13 protein-coding genes are annotated in these 16,110 nt (G+C 72.5%); 8 read left to right on the top strand and 5 right to left on the bottom strand.

Going from position 1 to position 16,110, the window contains the following annotated elements:
* Positions 1–115: 115 nt before the first annotated feature.
* Both ABT118_RS27515 and ABT118_RS27520 read right to left on the bottom strand, forming a co-directional pair.
* Positions 116–2,404, bottom strand: coding sequence for a transglycosylase domain-containing protein (locus tag ABT118_RS27515; protein ID WP_350674597.1), 2,289 nt, complete (start codon positions 2,402–2,404; stop codon positions 116–118).
* Between the two features lie 132 nt (positions 2,405–2,536).
* Positions 2,537–4,813, bottom strand: a complete 2,277-nt coding sequence (locus ABT118_RS27520; protein WP_350674600.1) for a glycosyl hydrolase family 18 protein — start codon at positions 4,811–4,813, stop codon at positions 2,537–2,539.
* A 209-nt stretch (positions 4,814–5,022) separates the two neighbouring features.
* Here ABT118_RS27520 and ABT118_RS27525 point away from each other — a divergent pair, with 209 nt between their 5' ends.
* Complete coding sequence (locus tag ABT118_RS27525; protein WP_350674604.1) at positions 5,023–6,693, top strand: carbohydrate binding domain-containing protein; 1,671 nt, start codon at positions 5,023–5,025, stop codon at positions 6,691–6,693.
* 47 nt (positions 6,694–6,740) lie between these two features.
* On the opposite strand, the gene ABT118_RS27530 is transcribed toward ABT118_RS27525, so the two are convergent.
* Positions 6,741–7,400, bottom strand: coding sequence for a 4'-phosphopantetheinyl transferase family protein (locus ABT118_RS27530; RefSeq protein WP_350674609.1), 660 nt, complete (start codon positions 7,398–7,400; stop codon positions 6,741–6,743).
* A 67-nt stretch (positions 7,401–7,467) separates the two neighbouring features.
* Entirely contained in the window at positions 7,468–8,028 is a 561-nt protein-coding gene (locus tag ABT118_RS27535) for a CGNR zinc finger domain-containing protein (RefSeq protein ID WP_350674611.1), read from the bottom strand.
* Positions 8,029–8,111: 83 nt separating this feature from the next.
* Here ABT118_RS27535 and ABT118_RS27540 point away from each other — a divergent pair, with 83 nt between their 5' ends.
* Positions 8,112–8,996, top strand: coding sequence for an alpha/beta fold hydrolase (locus ABT118_RS27540; RefSeq protein WP_350674615.1), 885 nt, complete (start codon positions 8,112–8,114; stop codon positions 8,994–8,996).
* Here the strand turns inward: ABT118_RS27540 and ABT118_RS27545 are convergent.
* Positions 8,993–10,411 carry an arylsulfatase gene (locus ABT118_RS27545; RefSeq protein ID WP_350674618.1) on the bottom strand — a complete coding sequence of 473 codons (1,419 nt, stop codon included), beginning with the start codon at positions 10,409–10,411 and terminating at the stop codon, positions 8,993–8,995. The two genes, ABT118_RS27540 and ABT118_RS27545, sit on opposite strands and share 4 nt — an antisense overlap.
* Positions 10,412–10,555: 144 nt before the next feature.
* Here ABT118_RS27545 and ABT118_RS27550 point away from each other — a divergent pair, with 144 nt between their 5' ends.
* The 6 genes from ABT118_RS27550 (at position 10,556) to ABT118_RS27575 (ending at position 16,110) form a co-directional block, all read left to right on the top strand.
* The gene (locus tag ABT118_RS27550) at positions 10,556–10,702 is read left to right on the top strand and encodes a hypothetical protein (RefSeq protein WP_350674620.1); all 147 of its coding nucleotides are present in this window, start codon (positions 10,556–10,558) and stop codon (positions 10,700–10,702) included.
* A 303-nt stretch (positions 10,703–11,005) separates the two neighbouring features.
* Positions 11,006–12,070 carry a cytochrome P450 gene (locus ABT118_RS27555; protein ID WP_350674623.1) on the top strand — a complete coding sequence of 355 codons (1,065 nt, stop codon included), beginning with the start codon at positions 11,006–11,008 and terminating at the stop codon, positions 12,068–12,070.
* 27 nt (positions 12,071–12,097) lie between these two features.
* Entirely contained in the window at positions 12,098–13,225 is a 1,128-nt protein-coding gene (locus ABT118_RS27560) for an acyl-CoA dehydrogenase family protein (RefSeq protein WP_350674626.1), read from the top strand.
* A 5-nt stretch (positions 13,226–13,230) separates the two neighbouring features.
* Complete coding sequence (locus tag ABT118_RS27565) at positions 13,231–14,421, top strand: GNAT family N-acetyltransferase (protein WP_350674630.1); 1,191 nt, start codon at positions 13,231–13,233, stop codon at positions 14,419–14,421.
* Entirely contained in the window at positions 14,408–14,887 is a 480-nt protein-coding gene (locus ABT118_RS27570; protein ID WP_350674635.1) for a type II toxin-antitoxin system RatA family toxin, read from the top strand. Before ABT118_RS27565 ends, ABT118_RS27570 begins: the two co-directional genes overlap by 14 nt.
* Positions 14,884–16,110, top strand: coding sequence for a class-III pyridoxal-phosphate-dependent aminotransferase (locus ABT118_RS27575; protein ID WP_350674638.1), 1,227 nt, complete (start codon positions 14,884–14,886; stop codon positions 16,108–16,110). Before ABT118_RS27570 ends, ABT118_RS27575 begins: the two co-directional genes overlap by 4 nt.

Genomic DNA, 16,110 nt, shown 5'->3' on the forward strand with positions numbered 1-16,110 from the left:
GAACTTCAGGCGGGACAGGCGGGGACCTGGCGTGCATCCTGCCACCGAATGGCCATCAGAACAATGTCACAGGTCATATCTCATAACTGTTCATGTCATCCCCCCACGGACCCGGCTACCGCTCGGTGGGCGAACCGGAGCTGCGTGGCGTCCGGCTGGAGCCGGGGCCGGGGTGCGGACGGCCGCTGCTGCCTGCCGAGGGGCCGGCCGAAGGGCCCGGCGAACCACCTCCCTGGCTCGGCGAACCGCTCGGCGAACCGCTCGGGCTCGCCGACGACTTCGGCGCCGGGTTCGGGATGTGCACCGTCTCGAACTCCTCCTCGGGCATCCCCCGCACCGCGTCGTTCATCGCCAGCTGCCAGATCGGGCCGGGCCCCGAGGCCCCGAAGACCTCGTCGAAGTAGGTGCCGCCGATCGTGATGTCCCGCATCGGCACCCCGCCGGCCGGGCCGCCGAGCCAGACCGAGGTGGCCAGGTTCGCCGTGTAGCCGCTGAACCAGGCCGACTTCTTCTCGTCGGTGGTGCCGGTCTTGCCCGCGATCTGCCGGCCGTCGTCCAGGCCGAGCTTTCCACCGGTGCCGCCCTTCTCGGTCACCCCGAGCAGGACGGTGTTGAGGATGTCGGCACTGGACTCCGACATCGCCCGGCTGCACTGGGCCGGTGGCACCGGTACCTCCTTGCCGTCGACCGTGGTGATCCGGTTGATCGCCCGCGGCGCGCAGTAGGTGCCCCGGGCGGCGAAGGTGGCGTAGACGTTGGCCATGGTCAGCGGGGACATCTCCTGGGTGCCCAGGCCCATCGCCGGCAGCTCGGCCAGCGGCACCCCGCTCGCCTTGGTGGTGATGCCCAGCTTCGCGGCCATCTGCTTGACCGCGCAGAGCCCGATCTCCTGCTCCATCTGCACGAAGTAGGTGTTGACCGAGCGCGCCATCGCCTCCTTCAGCTCGTACGGACCGACCTCGTCGGGCGACTCGTTCGGGACGCTGCCCTCCTTCGTCCCCTTGGCGGTGTTCTTCCAGGTCCCGTCGCAGGTCCGCATGGTGGGCCAGTCGATCCGGTTCGGCGCGGGGTAGGACTGGGTGGCCGGCAGCCCGGCCTCCAGCGCGGCGGCGGCCACGATCGGCTTGAAGGTGGAGCCGGGCTGGAAGCCGCTGCCGCCGCCCATCGCGGCGTCCACGTTCAGGTTCACCACGGTCTCGTTCTTGGACTTGTCGATCCCGTACGGGCGGGTCTGGGCCATCGCCAGGATCTTGCCGCTGCCGGGCTCCATCATGGTGGCGGCGGCCGAGACGGGGTCGGTGACCTTGACCTTGCGGCTCACCGCGTTCTGGGTGGCGGCCTGCTTCACCGGGTCCAGGGTGGTGTGGATGTTGAGGCCGCCGAGGTCCCAGAGCCGCTTGCGGTCGGCCGCGGACTTGCCGAACACCGGGTCCTGCTTGATCACTTGGCGCACGTAGTCGCAGAAGAAGCCCATCCCCGCCTGGGCCGTGATGCAGCCGTTCCGCGGTGCCTGGTACTTCAGCCCCAGCGGGGCGGCCTTGGCCTCGGCGGCCTGCGCCGGGGTGAGGTGCTTGCGCTCGACCATCTTGTCGATCACCACGTCGCGCCGCTTCTGGGCGGCCTGCGGATGGGCCTTGGGGTCGTACTTGGTGGGGTTCTGCACCAGTCCGGCCAGGGTCGCGGCCTGAGGGACGGTCAGGTCCTTCGCGCTGGTGGAGAAGTAGCGCTGGGCCGCGGTCTCGATGCCGTACGCCTGGTTGCCGTAGTAGGTGATGTTCAGGTAGTTGGTGAGGATCTGGCCCTTGGTCAGCTCCTCCTCCAGCTTGATCGCGTACTTGAGCTCCTGGATCTTGCGCCCCAGGGTCTTGCGCTGGGCCTCCAGCACCGCCGCGGTGTCGTCCCCGGCCTGCTCCACATGGACGTTCTTCACGTACTGCTGGGTCAGGGTGGAGGCGCCCTGGACCGCGGCACCGCTCTCGGCGTTCTTGCTGATCGCCCGCAGCACGCCCTTGAGGTCGACGGCGCCGTGCTCGTAGAAGCGGGCGTCCTCGATGTCCACCTGCGCCTGCCGGACGGTGGTGCCCATCTCCTCGGCGGTCAGCACCCGCCGGTTGCGCTCGTACACCGTCGCGATCAGGCCGCCCGCGGCGTCGTAGATGTTGCTGGCCTGCGGCAGCGGCGGGGTCTTGAAGTCGTCCGGGACCTCCTCGAAGCTCTCCGCACCGTTCTTGGCGGAGAGGCCGAGGGCACCGGCCACCGGCAGAGCCATCCCGGCCAGCATGACGCCGGCCAGGGTGCTGAAGGCGACGAACCCCGCCCCGTGCCGGAGCAGGGTGCGCGGTGACTCCCGGCGCCGTGTGCGCGGGGTCCAGGTGTCCTCGGATATGGAAGGCTTCGGTGGCATGACGGCACACTACGTCCACGAAAGCCCCGGATGGCACACGTGTTCGCCGAGCTCTGTCACAAGTCTGTGACAGACCGACCGAGTTGACCGGGACCGTCGGGGCGGGAGCGACCCGCCCCGACGGACCGTCAACTACTTCAGCCCGTTGTCGAGCGCCGTGATCAGGGCACCGCCCGGCGTGTCACCGGACATCTCCCAGATCATCGCGCCCAGCAGGCCCTTGGACTTCACGTACGCGGCCTTCTTCCCGATCGACCACGGGTCGTCGAAGGTCCACCACTGCCCGCCGGCCCCGGTGTAGGCGTACGCCGACACCGACTGCTCGTCGTGCAGCACGGTCAGGCCGGGGAAGGTGGTGAGCAGGTTGTTGTACCCCCGCGTCCCGGCCTCCTCGGCGAACTGGCCCGGCGCCGCGCCCGTCGCGGCCTGCCACTCGCCCTTCACCCCGCCGTCGGTGACGCCCTGCCAGCCGCGGCCGTAGAACGGCAGACCGATCGTCAGCTTGCGCGGGTTGACCCCGGCGTTCAGGTAGGTCTGGACGGCGGCGTCGGTGCTGAACTTCACCGCGTACGGGTCCTGGGCGTCCGGGTACAGATTGGCCTGGTGGCCGGTCCGGTTGGGCTCCCAGGAGTTGTCGCTGCCCGCGCCGTGGAAGTCGTAGCCCTGGACGTTGGCGATGTCCAGGTAGCTGAAGATCTTCGACAGGTCCCAGCCCTGGGCGATCTTGGCCGGGTCGGCGGGGGTGAAGGCGGTGAGCAGCCGGTGCGAACCGCCCAGCGCGTCCAGCTGCTTCCTGAACTCGGCCAGCAGCGCGGTGTTGTTGGCCTTGTCGTTCACGCTCCAGTGGTTGCCGGCGTGGCCGTCCGGCGAGCCCGGCCACTCCCAGTCCAGGTCGATGCCGTCGAAGATCCCGGCGGCCACGCCGTCACCGCCCGCGCCGTTGTAGGCGGGCAGGTTGCCCTTGATCCAGATGTCGAGGCAGGACTTGACGAACTTCTGCCGGGAGGCGTCGGTGGCCGCCACGTCGGAGAAGTACTTGGAGTAGGTCCAGCCGCCGAGCGAGACCACCACCTTCAGGTGCGGGTACTTGGCCTTGAGCTTCTTCAACTGGTTCAGGTTGCCCCGGAGTTTGCCCCAGCCGTCGTCGGCCACCCCGTCCACCGACTGGGCCGCGCTCATCGCCCGCCCGTAGTCGGCGTCCGCGTCGCCCGCGCCGGTGCCCTGGTCCGGGTCCTGCGGGTTGGCGGTGGTGCCCTTGGTGACGCCGGCCAGGCAGGTCAGGTTGACCGGGTCGATGTTCTCGAAGGCGTAGTTGATGACGTCCAGCTTGGCCGCCGTGCCCGAGGTGTCCAGGTTCTTCACGAAGTACTGGCGTCCGTAGATGCCCCACTGGGTGAAGTAGCCGACCCGGGTGTACTTCCCGGCCCCGGCCAGGTCGCCGGTGGTCACGGTGAGCGGCGCCGAGGGCGGCGACTGGTTGTCCACCGCGTCCCTGGCCCGCACCGTGAAGGTGTAACCCGTGGCGGGCGCCAGCGAGTTGACCGTGACCGAGGTGCCGGTCACGCTCTGCACCACGGCGCTGCCCTGGTACACGTCGTACGAGACCACGCCGACGTTGTCGGTGGCCGCGTTCCAGGCCAGCGTGACGGCGGACGACGTGACCGTGGTGGCCCGCAGGTTGGTCGGTGCGGTGGGCGGCACCGGGTCGCTGGCCGGATCGGTGGTGGTCACCTGGGTGGCCGGGGAGACCGGCCCGGTGTTGCCCCGGGTGTCCTTGGCCCGCACGGTCAGGCTGTACCCGGTGGCCGGGCTCAGCCCGGTCGCGGTGCCCGAGGTGCCGACCGAAGTGCCCACCACGGCAGCGCCGTTCAGGATCTCGTAGGAGGCGACGGGGTAGTCCCCGGCGCCGGCGGCGGCCCAGCTCAGCGCCACCGAGCGGGTGGTCACGGCGACCACCGTGGGCTTCCCGGGCGCACCGGGCGGGACGTCGGGGGTGCCGTCGCACTTGTCGCCGTTGACCGTGCAGCCGGTGGGGGCGGCGATCGGGCCGGTGGCGACGAACCAGAAGCTGTACGGCTCGGTGGTGCTGTTCGGCCGTACGGTGGCGTTGTAGTAGGCGTTCTTCGCCACCACGTGGCGGCCGGTCACGGTCGCGTCGCCGTTGTAGCTGCTGCTGAGCGTGACCCCGGCCGGGAGGTCGAACTCCAGGGTCCAACCGGTGACGGCGGTCGCGCTGTCGTTGCGGACCACGTAAGTGCCCTTCCACCACGAGCCGTTGTCGGCGGCGGTGAAGGCGGCGGTGAGCTTTCCGGCCGCGTGGGCGGGTGAGGCGACCGCGGTGAGCGCGGCAACCGGCAGCAGCAGGGCGCCGAGCAGCGCGAGCAGCCGACGTCTGAGATGGGTGGGCATGGTTCTCCTGTTTGGTGTGGGGGTGCCTGACAGGTGGGTGCAGAACCGTGCTGGCCGTCCGGGTCGGGCGGGCGGCTATTTTTCGCACTGTAGGAGGACTGGACCAATGCGTCAACAGGTCCATACCATTTGGGCGCTGCGGTTGTGCCTTCCCCCACTTGACGCACCGTCGGCGAGGTACCACCCATCCCCCACTGGAGGTACTCCCCTTGCGAACCCGATCCCGGCTGCTCTCCGGGCTGGGCGCCACCGTCCTGGCCGCCGCGGCGGCCCTGACCGCGCCCAGTACCGCGCAGGCCGCCAACCTGCTGACCAACCCCGGCTTCGAGACCGGCACGCTCTCCGGCTGGTCCTGCGCCGGCGGCCTCGGCTCGGTGGTGTCCACCCCCGTGCACGGCGGCGCCAAGGCGCTGGCCGGCGCCACCAGCGCGAGTGACACCGCCAAGTGCACCCAGACCGTCGCCGTCCAGCCCAACACCGCCTACACCCTGAGCAGTTGGGTCCGCGGCAGCTACGTCTACCTCGGCGTCACCGGCGGCGCCTCCACCTGGACCGCGTCAGCGGCCGGCTACACCAAGCTCTCGGTCGCCTTCACCACCGGGGCAGCCCAGACCAGCGCCCAGATCTACCTCAACGGCTGGTACGGCCAAGGCACTTACTACGCCGACGACGTCAGCCTGGACGGCCCCGGCGGCAGCAGCGACACCGTCGCACCGACCGTCCCAGGCGGTCTGGCCTCCACCGCGAAGACCTCCTCCACGGTCGCGCTCTCCTGGACCGCCGCCACCGACAACGTCGCCGTCACCGCCTACGACGTGTACCAGGGCGCCACCCTGGCCGCCACCGTGCCCGGCACCGCCACCTCGGCCACCGTGGCCGGCCTCAACCCCGCGACCGGGTACACCTTCACGGTCCGGGCCCGGGACCTGGCGGGCAACACCTCGGCCGCGTCCAACTCCGTCGCTGTGACCACCGACAACGGCCCGACCCAGCCGGCCGGCTTCAAGCAGGCCGCGCCCTACCTCTACCTCGGCTGGGGCGAGCCGCCGTCGCCCACCACCGTGATGAACGCGACCGGCATCAAGTGGTTCACCATGGCGTTCGTCCTGGCCTCCAACGGGTGCAACCCGGCCTGGGACAGCCAGCGCCCGCTGACCGGCGGCGTGGACCAGAGCACCATCGCCGCGATCCGGGCGGCGGGCGGCGACGTCGTCCCGTCCATCGGCGGCTGGAGCGGCAACAAGCTCGGCCCGAACTGCTCCACCCCCGAGGCGCTGGCCGGCGCCTACCAGAAAGTGATCGACGCGTACGGCCTGAAGGCGATCGACGTGGACATCGAGAACACCGACGAGTTCGAGAACGCCACCGTGCAGGACCGGATCATCACCGCCCTGAAGATCGTCAAGACCAACAACCCCGGCCTGCGCACCATCCTGACCTTCGGCACCTCGACCACCGGCCCGACCTCCTGGGGCAACCGTCTGATCGAGCAGTCCAAGGCCCTCAACGCCGACATCGACGTCTTCACCATCATGCCGTTCGACTTCGGCGGCGGCGCCGACATGTACGGCAGCACCGTCAGCGCCGCCGAGGGGCTCAAGACCAAGCTCAGGTCGGTCTTCGGCTGGGACGACGCCACCGCCTACGCCCACCTCGGCATCTCCGGCATGAACGGTCTCAGCGACCAGCAGGAGGTGACCGGCGTGGACGCCTGGACCAGCATCCGCACCTGGTCCAACAGCCACCACATCGCCCGGCTGGCCTTCTGGTCGGTCAACCGCGACCGGCCGTGCCCGGGCGGCGGCGTGGCCGAGACCTGCTCCGGAATCGCCCAGAACAACTGGCAGTTCACCTCGATCACGGCCGGGTTCACCGGCTGACCGGGTCGCTCCCGCCCGCCGTCACCCGGACCGGGTGGCGGCGGGCCTCACAGCTCCTCGACCCTCGGCTCCGCCGTGCCGATCACGCCGACCGTCGCCCCCCGGCCCAGGTCCTCCCAGTCCAGCAGGTGCAGGTCGCCGAACCGGCTGCGCAGCGGCGAACCGTCCAACTCCAGCCCGGACAGGTCGAGTTCGCCGAGCGTGTCCAGCGTGACCCGGCCCAGCTTGACCATCGCCTCCTTGCGCACCCACAGCCGCAGGAACGCCCGGTGCGGCTCGGCGTGCTCCCGTACCCGCTTCAACTCGCCGGCGCTGAGCACCCGTTCCATCACCTCGGCCACCGTCTCCCGGGCCGGCTGCTCGACGTCGACCCCGACCTGACCGGCACCGGCCGCCGCCGCGACCACGCCCCGGCCGTGCGAGAGGCTCACCTCGACCTCGGGGTGCTCCGCCAGGTAGGGCTTGCCGTGGTCGTCCCGGGCGCAGTCCGGGCAGCGCTGCAACAGCGTCAGCCCGGCCGCCGGGCGGCCGAGCAGGCGCGCCGCGCACTCCCGGACCAGCAGGTGGGCCGCGACGAAGTCGGTCCGCGCCGACTCCAGCCGGAACCGTCCGGCCCGCTCGCGCTCCAGCCCGGTCAGCAGGTGCTCCCCCAGGTCCGGGCGCGCCAGTACCTCGGCGCTGCCCGCCACCATCGCCAGCGGCGTCATCACGGCCTCCACCTCGTTCCGGTCCGGACCGCTCCGGACCCCCGTTCCGATCCGGGCGAGCCTACCCTCACGCCTCCGCCGCCTTCTGGCGCTGGTAGTGCCTGGCCACCCGGGCCCGGTTACCGCAGCGGGCGGCCGAGCACCACTGCCGCCTCGGGTTGGTCGGCCGGAACAGCAGCACGCAGTCCTCGGCCGCGCACTCCCGCACCGCCGCCACCTCCACCGGGTCAGCCACCAACTCGGCCACCGAGAAGGCGAGTTCAGCGGCCAGCCGATCCTCCGGACTGCCCTCCCGCCAGTGCCGGAAGCTGACCCCGGCCCCGTCCCGGACCAGCCCGCCGGAGCGCGGCGCGGCCGCCAGCGCCGCGTTCAGTCCGGCCAGGACCGGCTCGGGCAGCGGCTCGCCGACCCGGGCCCGGCCGAGCGCCGCCACCGCCAGCTCCCGCACCCCGCGCACGGCCGCCAGTTCGGCGGCCCCGACCCCGGCCGGGTCCGCCACCAGGCCGCGCCCGGCCTGCAGCCGCAGCCAGCCCCGCAGCCCGGCCACGTCCGCGAGCAGGTCACCGCTCGCCGGGCGGGTGTTGATCAGATCCAGGGCCAGCAGCTCACCGGTCATCGCCTCTTCCATTCCCTAATGCTACGACAGGCCCTTGACACATTAGAAGCCCGTCCGCGAGACTAATGCCACACCGAGCCACGGAGGCATTAGAAATGTTCGCTCAAGTCCGGCACCGCCACCTCACCGTCGACGGCCTGCGGATCTTCTACCGGGAGAGCATCCCGACCGACCCGGACGCACCGGTGCTGCTCCTGCTGCACGGCTTCCCGTCCGCCTCGCACCAGTACCGCCGCCTGATCGACGCCCTCGGCTCGCGCTTCCGCCTGATCGCCCCGGACTACCCGGGCTTCGGCCACAGCGACGTCCCCGAGTCCGCCACCACCGGCGGCCCGTTCCGGTACACCTTCGACCGGCTGGCCGACATCACCGAGAAGTTCACCGACCTGCTCGGCCTGGACCGCTTCGTCCTGTACGCCTTCGACTTCGGCGCCCCGGTCGGCTTCCGGCTGGCCGCCCGCCGCCCCGAGCGGATCGCCGGCCTGGTGGTGCAGAACGGCAACGCCTACACCGACGGACTCTCCCCGATGGCCCGCGACTTCATCGCCCTCCGGCCGGAGACCCCCGGCGCCGAGGACACCGTCCGCGAGCTGCTCACCCTCCCCGCCACCCGGGGCCAGTACGAGGGCGGCACCAACGACCCCGAGCTGATCGCCCCCGAGGGCTGGACCCTCGACCAGCACTTCCTCGACCAACCCGGCCGTACCCAGCCCCAGTTGGACCTGGCCTTCGACTACCACAGCAACCTGGACCAGTACCCGGTCTGGCAGCAGTGGCTGCGCACCCACACCCCGCCCGCCCTGATCGTCTGGGGTGCCAACGACGCCTTCTTCCCCGCCCCCGGCGCCCACGCCTACCTCCGCGACCTGCCCGACGCCGAACTCCACCTGCTCGACACCGGCCACTTCGCGCTGGAGGACCACCTCCCCCGGATCGCCCCCCTGATCGCCGACTTTCTCGACCGCACCTGGAAGCCCTAGCGCCCGCCGAGCACGGTGACCGGCTCCCGTCCCGGCACCAGCCGTCCGTCGGCCACGTAGCCCTCCTCCCGGCCCGTCAGCTCCGTCACCAACAGGGCGCGCAGTACGGCCAGTTCGGGGTGCCCCTGGCCCGAGAGGTCCCGCAGCTCGCCGGGATCGGCCACCAGGTCGAAGAGCTGCTCCACCCCCTGCCCCGACAGCCAGACGTACTTCCACCGCCCGGTCACGATCCACTGCAACGACTGCCCCAACAGGGCGTGCTCACCGTGCAGATGGCCCCGGACCGGCTCGACCGCCAGGCCCCGCGCCCAGGGCAGCAGGCTCCGCCCCTCCACGCCCTCGGGCACCTCGACCCCCGCGCACTCCAGCAGTGTCGGCATCACGTCCCGCAGCTCCACCACCTCCTCGCAGACCGTGCCCCCGCCGACTCCCGGCGCGGCCAGCAGCAGCGGCACCCGGGCCGAGCCCTCGTACGGGTAGCCCTTGCGGAACAGCCCGTGCTCCCCGAGCATCTCGCCGTGGTCGGAGGTGAACGCGACCACCGTGTCCTCGCCCAGCCCGAACTCGGCCAGTGCCTGGAGGAAGCGGTTGATCTGCTGGTCGACATGGCTGATCGCGCCGTAGTAGCCGTTCCTGGCCCGGTCCAGCACGTCCTGCGGGTAGTCGGCGACATTGGCGTCCGCCCGCCCGTCCCGCCGCCACGGCTCGTACACCCCGGCCCAGTCGCCCACCTCCGGCCGATGGGCCCCCGCCCCCGCGTACTGCTCGTACGCCCAGCGCGGCGGGTCGTACGGCGGGTGCGGCCGGTGGAACGACAGGTACAGGAAGAACGGCACCGTGGGATCGCGCCGGTGCAGCCAGCGGATGCCCTGCTCGGCCACCCAGTTGGTCGGGTGCAGCTCCTCCGGCCGGTCCCACGGCCGGGCCACCACCGAGTTGCAGTCGATCCCGTGCACGTCGTGCCCGCCGGCCCCGCGCTCCCTCGCCCAGGGCGCGTAGTCGTCGTACTCGGCCGCCTCCCGCCGCCGGTCGTAGGACCAGTGCAGGTAGCCGTCGTGCAGCAGCACGTCGTCGAAGCCCAGTCGGGCCCGCTCCGGCCAGACGTGCATCTTGCCGACCGCCTGGGTGTGGTAGCCCGCGGCCCGGAACGTCCCGGGCAGCGTCACCGGGTACTCCCACGGCACTCCGTCCTGGTACCCGACCCGCCCGTGCGAGCGCTGCCCCAGCCCGGTCATCAGCGCCGCCCGGGCCGGCACGCAGGTCGGCGTCGCCGAGTACGCCCGGCTGAACCGGACGCCCCGCTCGGCCAGTTGATCCAGGTAGGGCGTGCGCACCACCGGATGACCCGCTGCCGACAGGGCGTCGCCCCGCCACTGGTCGGCGCAGATCAGCACCACGTTCCTGGCCCCGGGCATCGCGGCTCCCTCCGGTGTTTCGCGTGATCATAGACCTCGCCCGGGCCCGGCCCCGGCCCGGCCGGGCCCCTGGTCCGCCGCTTCCCCGGCGGGCCGGCATCAACCGCCTCCGCCCGGGTAGGCGCGGGCCGAGGAGGACCCGCCATGACCGTCCCAGTGCCCCCGAACCCCGACACCCACCCGCCGTTCCCCGAGCCGTACCCCCGGCCCGACCCCGTCCCCGACCCGGTGCCCCACCCGCCGCTGCCCGATCCCGACCCGGCCCCGGTGCCGGCCCCGGATCCCACCTGACAATCCCACAAGAACGCACTCGAACTATCGATCGGAATTCACGCTCCTTTCCCGAATAGTCGGCACAAGGAATTTTCCGCTACGCTGCGCCAGTCATCACAGGCGAACGGGTGAGACCCTCTCTCCCCGCGCTGACCCTAGGCCGGACCAGTGGATGCAGAGTCGACCCTCTTTTCGATTTTCACGCCCGAGGGCAGGGAGAATCCCTATCCCGCCTTCGCCCGACTCAGAGCCGATGCCCCGCTGTACTACAGTGCGAAGATCGGCTCGCATTTCCTGACCCGCTATTCCGACTGCCAGGCCGTGCTGCAGAATCCCGATTTCCTGGTTCCCGATCTCCAATGGTGCGCCCGCGAGGTTCCGCAGTGGCAGGACCACCCGGCCGCCGAGTTCTTCTACAACTCGATGCTCGCGACCGACGGTGCCGCCCACGAGCGGCTCCGCCGGCTGGTGGTCCGCGGCTTCAGCGCCCGTCGGGTGGCCGCCCTGGGTGAGCGGGTGGAGCAGCTCACCACCGAGCTGCTGGACGGCTTCGCCGAGGCCGCCGCCGGTGGCTCCGCCGACTTCCAGCAGCTGGTCGCCCTCCCGCTGCCGATCGCGGTGGTCGGTGAGCTGATCGGGGTGCCCCGGGCCGACCAGGGGCGGTTCCACCGGCTCGGCGAGGACGCCGAGCGGCTGCTGGAGCCGGTCCGCAGCCCCGCCGACTGGGCCAGGGCCGACCGGGCCGTGCTGGAGCTGCGGGCGTACTTCGCCGACCTGCTCCGCGAGCGCCGGGCCCGTCCCGCCGACGACCTCGCCTCCACCCTGGTCGCGCAGCACACCGCCGGCGGATCGGACCTGGCGGAGCACGAGTTGGCCGACACCCTGCTGCTGGTGTTCCTGGCCGGCTTCGCCACCACGGCCGGCCTGCTCGGCCTGACGGTCTTCGCCCTGCTGACCCATCCGGACGAACTGGCCCTGGTCCGCCTGCGGCCCGAGCTCGCCCCGGCCGCCGTGGAGGAGTCGTTGCGCTGGGACACCCCGGTGCCGATGACCGAACGCATCGCCGCCAAGGAGCTCCGGGTCGGCGGGGTCCTGCTCCCGGCCGGGGCCAGTGTGATCACCGTCCTCGCGGCGGCCAACCGCGACCCCGACCGGCACCCCGACCCGGACACCTTCTCCGTCCGGCGCCGGGACCCCGGCGGGCTCAGCTTCAGCGCGGGGGCGCACTACTGTCTGGGCGCCGCGCTCGGCCGCCGCGAGGGCGTCGCCCTGGTCCGCCAACTGTTCGACCGCTTCCCGGGGTTGGCCCTGGCCGGCCCACCCACCCGCCGGCCCGGGGACGGCCTGCGCGTCTTCGAGCACCTCCCGCTCGCCACCACGGGCTGAGACCAGCCCTCCCCGAACGGATCGCCCATGACCTTCCTGCACCGTGAACGCGCCACCCTGGAAGCCTTCATGCCCGGGCTGGACGCCGCCCTGGCCGAGCACCCGCTGGACCGGTTGGAGTCCGCCCCCAGTCCGGCCGTCCAGGCCTTCCGCACCGCCGGCGGCCCGGGGCTGCTGGTCCCGGCCGCGTACGGGGGCCCGGGTGCGACCCCGCTCCAGGCCGTCCGGGTCCAGCGCGCCGTCGGGGCCCGCTGCCCCTCCCTCGCCGTGGCCACCACCATGCACCACTTCTCGGTCGCGGGCCTGGTCCGGGTCGGCTCCCCGGACGGCCCGGAGCACGCCCTGCTGGAGGCGATCGCCCGGGACGGCCTGCTGCTGGCCTCCGGCTTCGCCGAGGGCCGGGCCGGTCAGAACATCCTCAAGCCGCACATCACCGCCGAGCGCCGGGGCGACCTGGTGGTGCTGAACGGCAGCAAGATGCCGTGCAGCCTCTCCCGCTCGATGGACCTGCTGACCGCCTCGGTCACCATGACCGACGCCGACGGGGTCGAGCGCCTGGCCGTCGCCCTGATCCCGGCGCAGTCCCCCGGCCTGACGGTCCGCCCGTTCTGGCGCACGCCGGTGCTGGCCGGCGCGGAGAGCGACGAGGTGGTGCTGACCGAGGTGATGCTCGCCCCGGAGCAGGTGGTGCTCACCGAGGTCACCGCGGACGCCGTGCCCGACTCGCTCAACGTGGCCGGGTTCCTCTGGTTCGAGCTGCTGCTGACGGCGGGTTACCTCGGCATCGCCAGCGCGCTGGTGGAACGGGTGCTGAACCGGGCGGGCGGCGGCGCCGACGACCCCACCACCTACCTGGTGGACATCGAGGCGGCCATGCTCGCGGTCGAGGCGGTGGCCCGCGCGATGGCGGACGAGGAGTGGACCGACGCCCTGCTGGTCGCCGCCCTGCAGGCCCGGTACGCCGCCCAGGACGCCATCGCCCGCACCACCGCGACCTGCCTGGCCGCGCTCGGCGGGATGGCCTTCATCACCTCCTCCGAGGGCAGCTACCTGGCCTCCGCCGCCACCGGCCTGACCTTCCACCCACCGGCCCGCGGCCGGATGGCCGGGCCGCTGCGGGACTTCCTGCACGGCCGCCCGCTGCGGATCGGCTGACCCCGGTGCCCCGGCCGACCCCGCCGACCCCGGCGCCCCCGCCCGACGGCTACCGGACCGAGCTGGTGCGCAGCATCGAGCTGCTCCCGGACGGCCTGTGGGAGCAGCTCGCACCCCCGGACGACCCGATCTGGGCCCGGCCGGTCCTGCTGGCGATGGAGCGCGGCCGGATCGGCCCGGACGGCTACGCCTACCTGATCCTGCACCAGGGGCCCGAGGCCGTGGCCGTCCTCCCGCTCTGCCTGTTCCGCGGGCTCCGGCTGGACGACGTCGTCGGCCCCCGGGAGCGCCGCCTGCTGGCCCCCGTCCGCCGCCTGTTCCCCCGCCTGCTCCGGGTACCGATGCTGTTCTGCGGCCATCTGCTGGGCCAGGGACGGGTCCTGAGCCGGGGTCAGCTTCCGCCCGAGGCGGTGCCGCCGCTGCTGGCCGCCGTGCTGGCGCTGGCCCGCCGGGAGCGGCTCGGCACGGTGGTGTTCAAGGACTTCGCTCCGGCCGAGCTGGCGGGGCTGCGGCCGGCCCTCACGGCGGCGGGCTTCTTCTTCCTGCCCGCCCTTCCGGACACCCGGCTGCGGTTGGACCGGAGCTCGTTCGAGGACTACCTGGAGCACCTCCCCGCCAAGCCCCGCCGCAACGCCCGCAGCAAGCTCCGCCGCGCCGCCGCCTGGCCCGGGCTGCGGACCGAGGTGCGGACCGACTTCGCCGAGCTGCTGCCCGAACTGCTCGGCCTCTACCGCCAGGTGATGGACCGGGCCGACCAGACCCTCGACCTGCTCGACGCCTCCTTCTTCGCCGCCGTGCACGCCGCCGACCCGGCCGGCCGCCGCCTGGTCGCCTGCTTCGAGCAGGACCGCCTGGTCGCCTTCCTGCTCTGCTTCTTCTCCGGCTCCGGCGCCACCGGCGCCCGGATCGGACTGGACTACCGGATCGCCCACGCCGCCGGGCTCTACCACGCCGTCCACCACGCGGCGATCAGGCTGGCGATCGACTCCGGCTGCCGGCACATCGGCTTCGCCCAGACCGCGTACCAGCCCAAGCTGGAACTCGGCTGCGAGCTGGTCGAGCAGTGGTACGCGATGACCCACGTCCGCCCGCTGCCCCGGGCACTGCTCCGGCGGCTGCTGCCCCCGGCCCTGGCGGCCGCCCGCGCCGACGCCCTCGGCCCCGACCACGAGAGGTACTCCCATGCCACGCGTTGACGTCGAACTCCCCATCGCCCTGCCGCCGGACACCGTCTGGCCCGCCGTGGTGGACGTGGAGGCGTACCCGCACTGCATGACCGGCGTCGACTCGGTCGTGATCACCGAGCAGACCGACGACCGGCACCGGACCACCGCCTGGTCGGTGCAGTTGCAGGGGTCGGTGCTGCGCTGGACCGAGGCCGAGGTGATCGACCCGGTGGCCCGGCGGTTCGACTTCCGTCAGATCAGCGGCGACCTGGGCGAGTTCGCCGGCCACTGGTCGGTCTCGGCCGCCCCGGGCGGCAGCACCGTCGCACTGCACGTCGACTTCGACCTCGGCATCCCGCTGCTCTCCGAGATGCTCAACCCGGTGGCCGCCACGGCCCTCCGGGAGAACGCCGAGGAGATGCTCGCCGCCCTGCGCCGCCGCCTGACACCGGCCGCCGACGCGCCGGCCGTTGACGCACTGGCCGCAGCCCGGTGAGCACCGCCACCGAGGTCTTCGACCAACTCCGCCGCCATCTCTCCCCGAAGCTGGCCCTGACCGGGAGCTTCGCCGGGCGCGGTGCGGTGGAGACCACCGCCGACGGGGTCCGGGTCACCCTCTCCGACGGCCGCTCGGTGCTCGACTTCGGCTCCTACGCCGTCACCCTGATCGGCCACCGCCACCCGGCCGTGCTGGCCGCCGTCCGGGAACAGCTCGACCGGATGCCGACCGCCACCCGCAGCCTGGCCAACCCGGTGGCCGCCCGCGCGGCCGCCGCGCTCACCGCCTACCTCGGCGGCAGCCTGCCCAAGGTCTACTTCGGGCTGAACGGCGCCGACGTGGTCGAGGTGGCGGTGAAGCTGGCCCGGCTCGCCACCGGCCGGGACCGGGTGGTCGCGGTGCGCGGCGGGTTCCACGGGAAGTCGCTCGGAGCGCTCGCCCTGACGCACAGTCCGCTCTACCGCACCGGTCTCCAGGGGTGCAGCGTGGACGTGGTCCACCTCGACCCCGCCGACCCGGACGCGCTCCGGCGCGAGCTCACCGCGCGCCCGGTGGCCGCCCTCGTCTTCGAGCCGGTCCAGGGCGAGAACGGCGCCGTCCCCCTGCCCGTACCGGTGCTCCGGCGCTGGTGCGAGGAGGCGGGCCGGCACGGCGCCCTGGTGGTCGCGGACGAGATCCAGTGCGGCCTGCGCCGCTGCGGCGAGCCGTCCGTCGCCCTCGCCGAGGGCCTCCCGGTCGACGCGGTCCTGCTCGGCAAGCCGCTGGGCGGCGGTGTGCTGCCGCTCTCCGCCCTGGTCTGCTCCGAGCGGCTGTACGCCCCGCTGGCCGCCGATCCGTTCCTGCACTCGGCCACCTTCGGCGGGCACCCGCTCAGCTGCGCCGCCCTCCCCGTCACCCTGACGACAATCGAGCGGCTCGCTGACCACGGCCAGCGGCTCTCCGCCCTGCTCGACACCGGCCTCGACCGCCTGACCCGCAGTCACCCGGACACCGTACGCGCCGTCCGCGGCCGCGGACTGCTGCGCGGGATCGAGCTGGTCGACCCCGCCACGGCCGGCACCGTCGTGCTCCGACTCGCCGCGCTGGGGCTGCTGGTGTCCCCCTGCCTGAGCCGGCCGACCACCGTCCGCCTGCTGCCGCCGCTGATCAGCACCGCAGCGGATCTCGCCGAGGCGTTCGACATTCTCGACGCCGCCGTCCCGGCCGCCCCCACCTCCTGA

It is taken from the genome of Kitasatospora sp. NPDC002040 (assembly GCF_040296785.1).
Taxonomy (GTDB): Bacteria; Actinomycetota; Actinomycetes; order Streptomycetales; family Streptomycetaceae; genus Kitasatospora.

Bases quoted from the DNA above. Each gene is read 5' to 3' on its own strand.
- ABT118_RS27515 (WP_350674597.1), bottom strand. From the start codon at position 2,404: ATGCCACCGAAGCCTTCCATATCCGAGGACACCTGGACCCCGCGCACA.
- ABT118_RS27520 (WP_350674600.1), bottom strand. From the start codon at position 4,813: ATGCCCACCCATCTCAGACGTCGGCTGCTCGCGCTGCTCGGCGCCCTG.
- ABT118_RS27530 (WP_350674609.1), bottom strand. From the start codon at position 7,400: ATGACGCCGCTGGCGATGGTGGCGGGCAGCGCCGAGGTACTGGCGCGC.
- ABT118_RS27535 (WP_350674611.1), bottom strand. From the start codon at position 8,028: ATGGAAGAGGCGATGACCGGTGAGCTGCTGGCCCTGGATCTGATCAAC.
- ABT118_RS27540 (WP_350674615.1), top strand. From the start codon at position 8,112: ATGTTCGCTCAAGTCCGGCACCGCCACCTCACCGTCGACGGCCTGCGG.
- ABT118_RS27545 (WP_350674618.1), bottom strand. From the start codon at position 10,411: ATGCCCGGGGCCAGGAACGTGGTGCTGATCTGCGCCGACCAGTGGCGG.
- ABT118_RS27550 (WP_350674620.1), top strand. From the start codon at position 10,556: ATGACCGTCCCAGTGCCCCCGAACCCCGACACCCACCCGCCGTTCCCC.
- ABT118_RS27560 (WP_350674626.1), top strand. From the start codon at position 12,098: ATGACCTTCCTGCACCGTGAACGCGCCACCCTGGAAGCCTTCATGCCC.
- ABT118_RS27570 (WP_350674635.1), top strand. From the start codon at position 14,408: ATGCCACGCGTTGACGTCGAACTCCCCATCGCCCTGCCGCCGGACACC.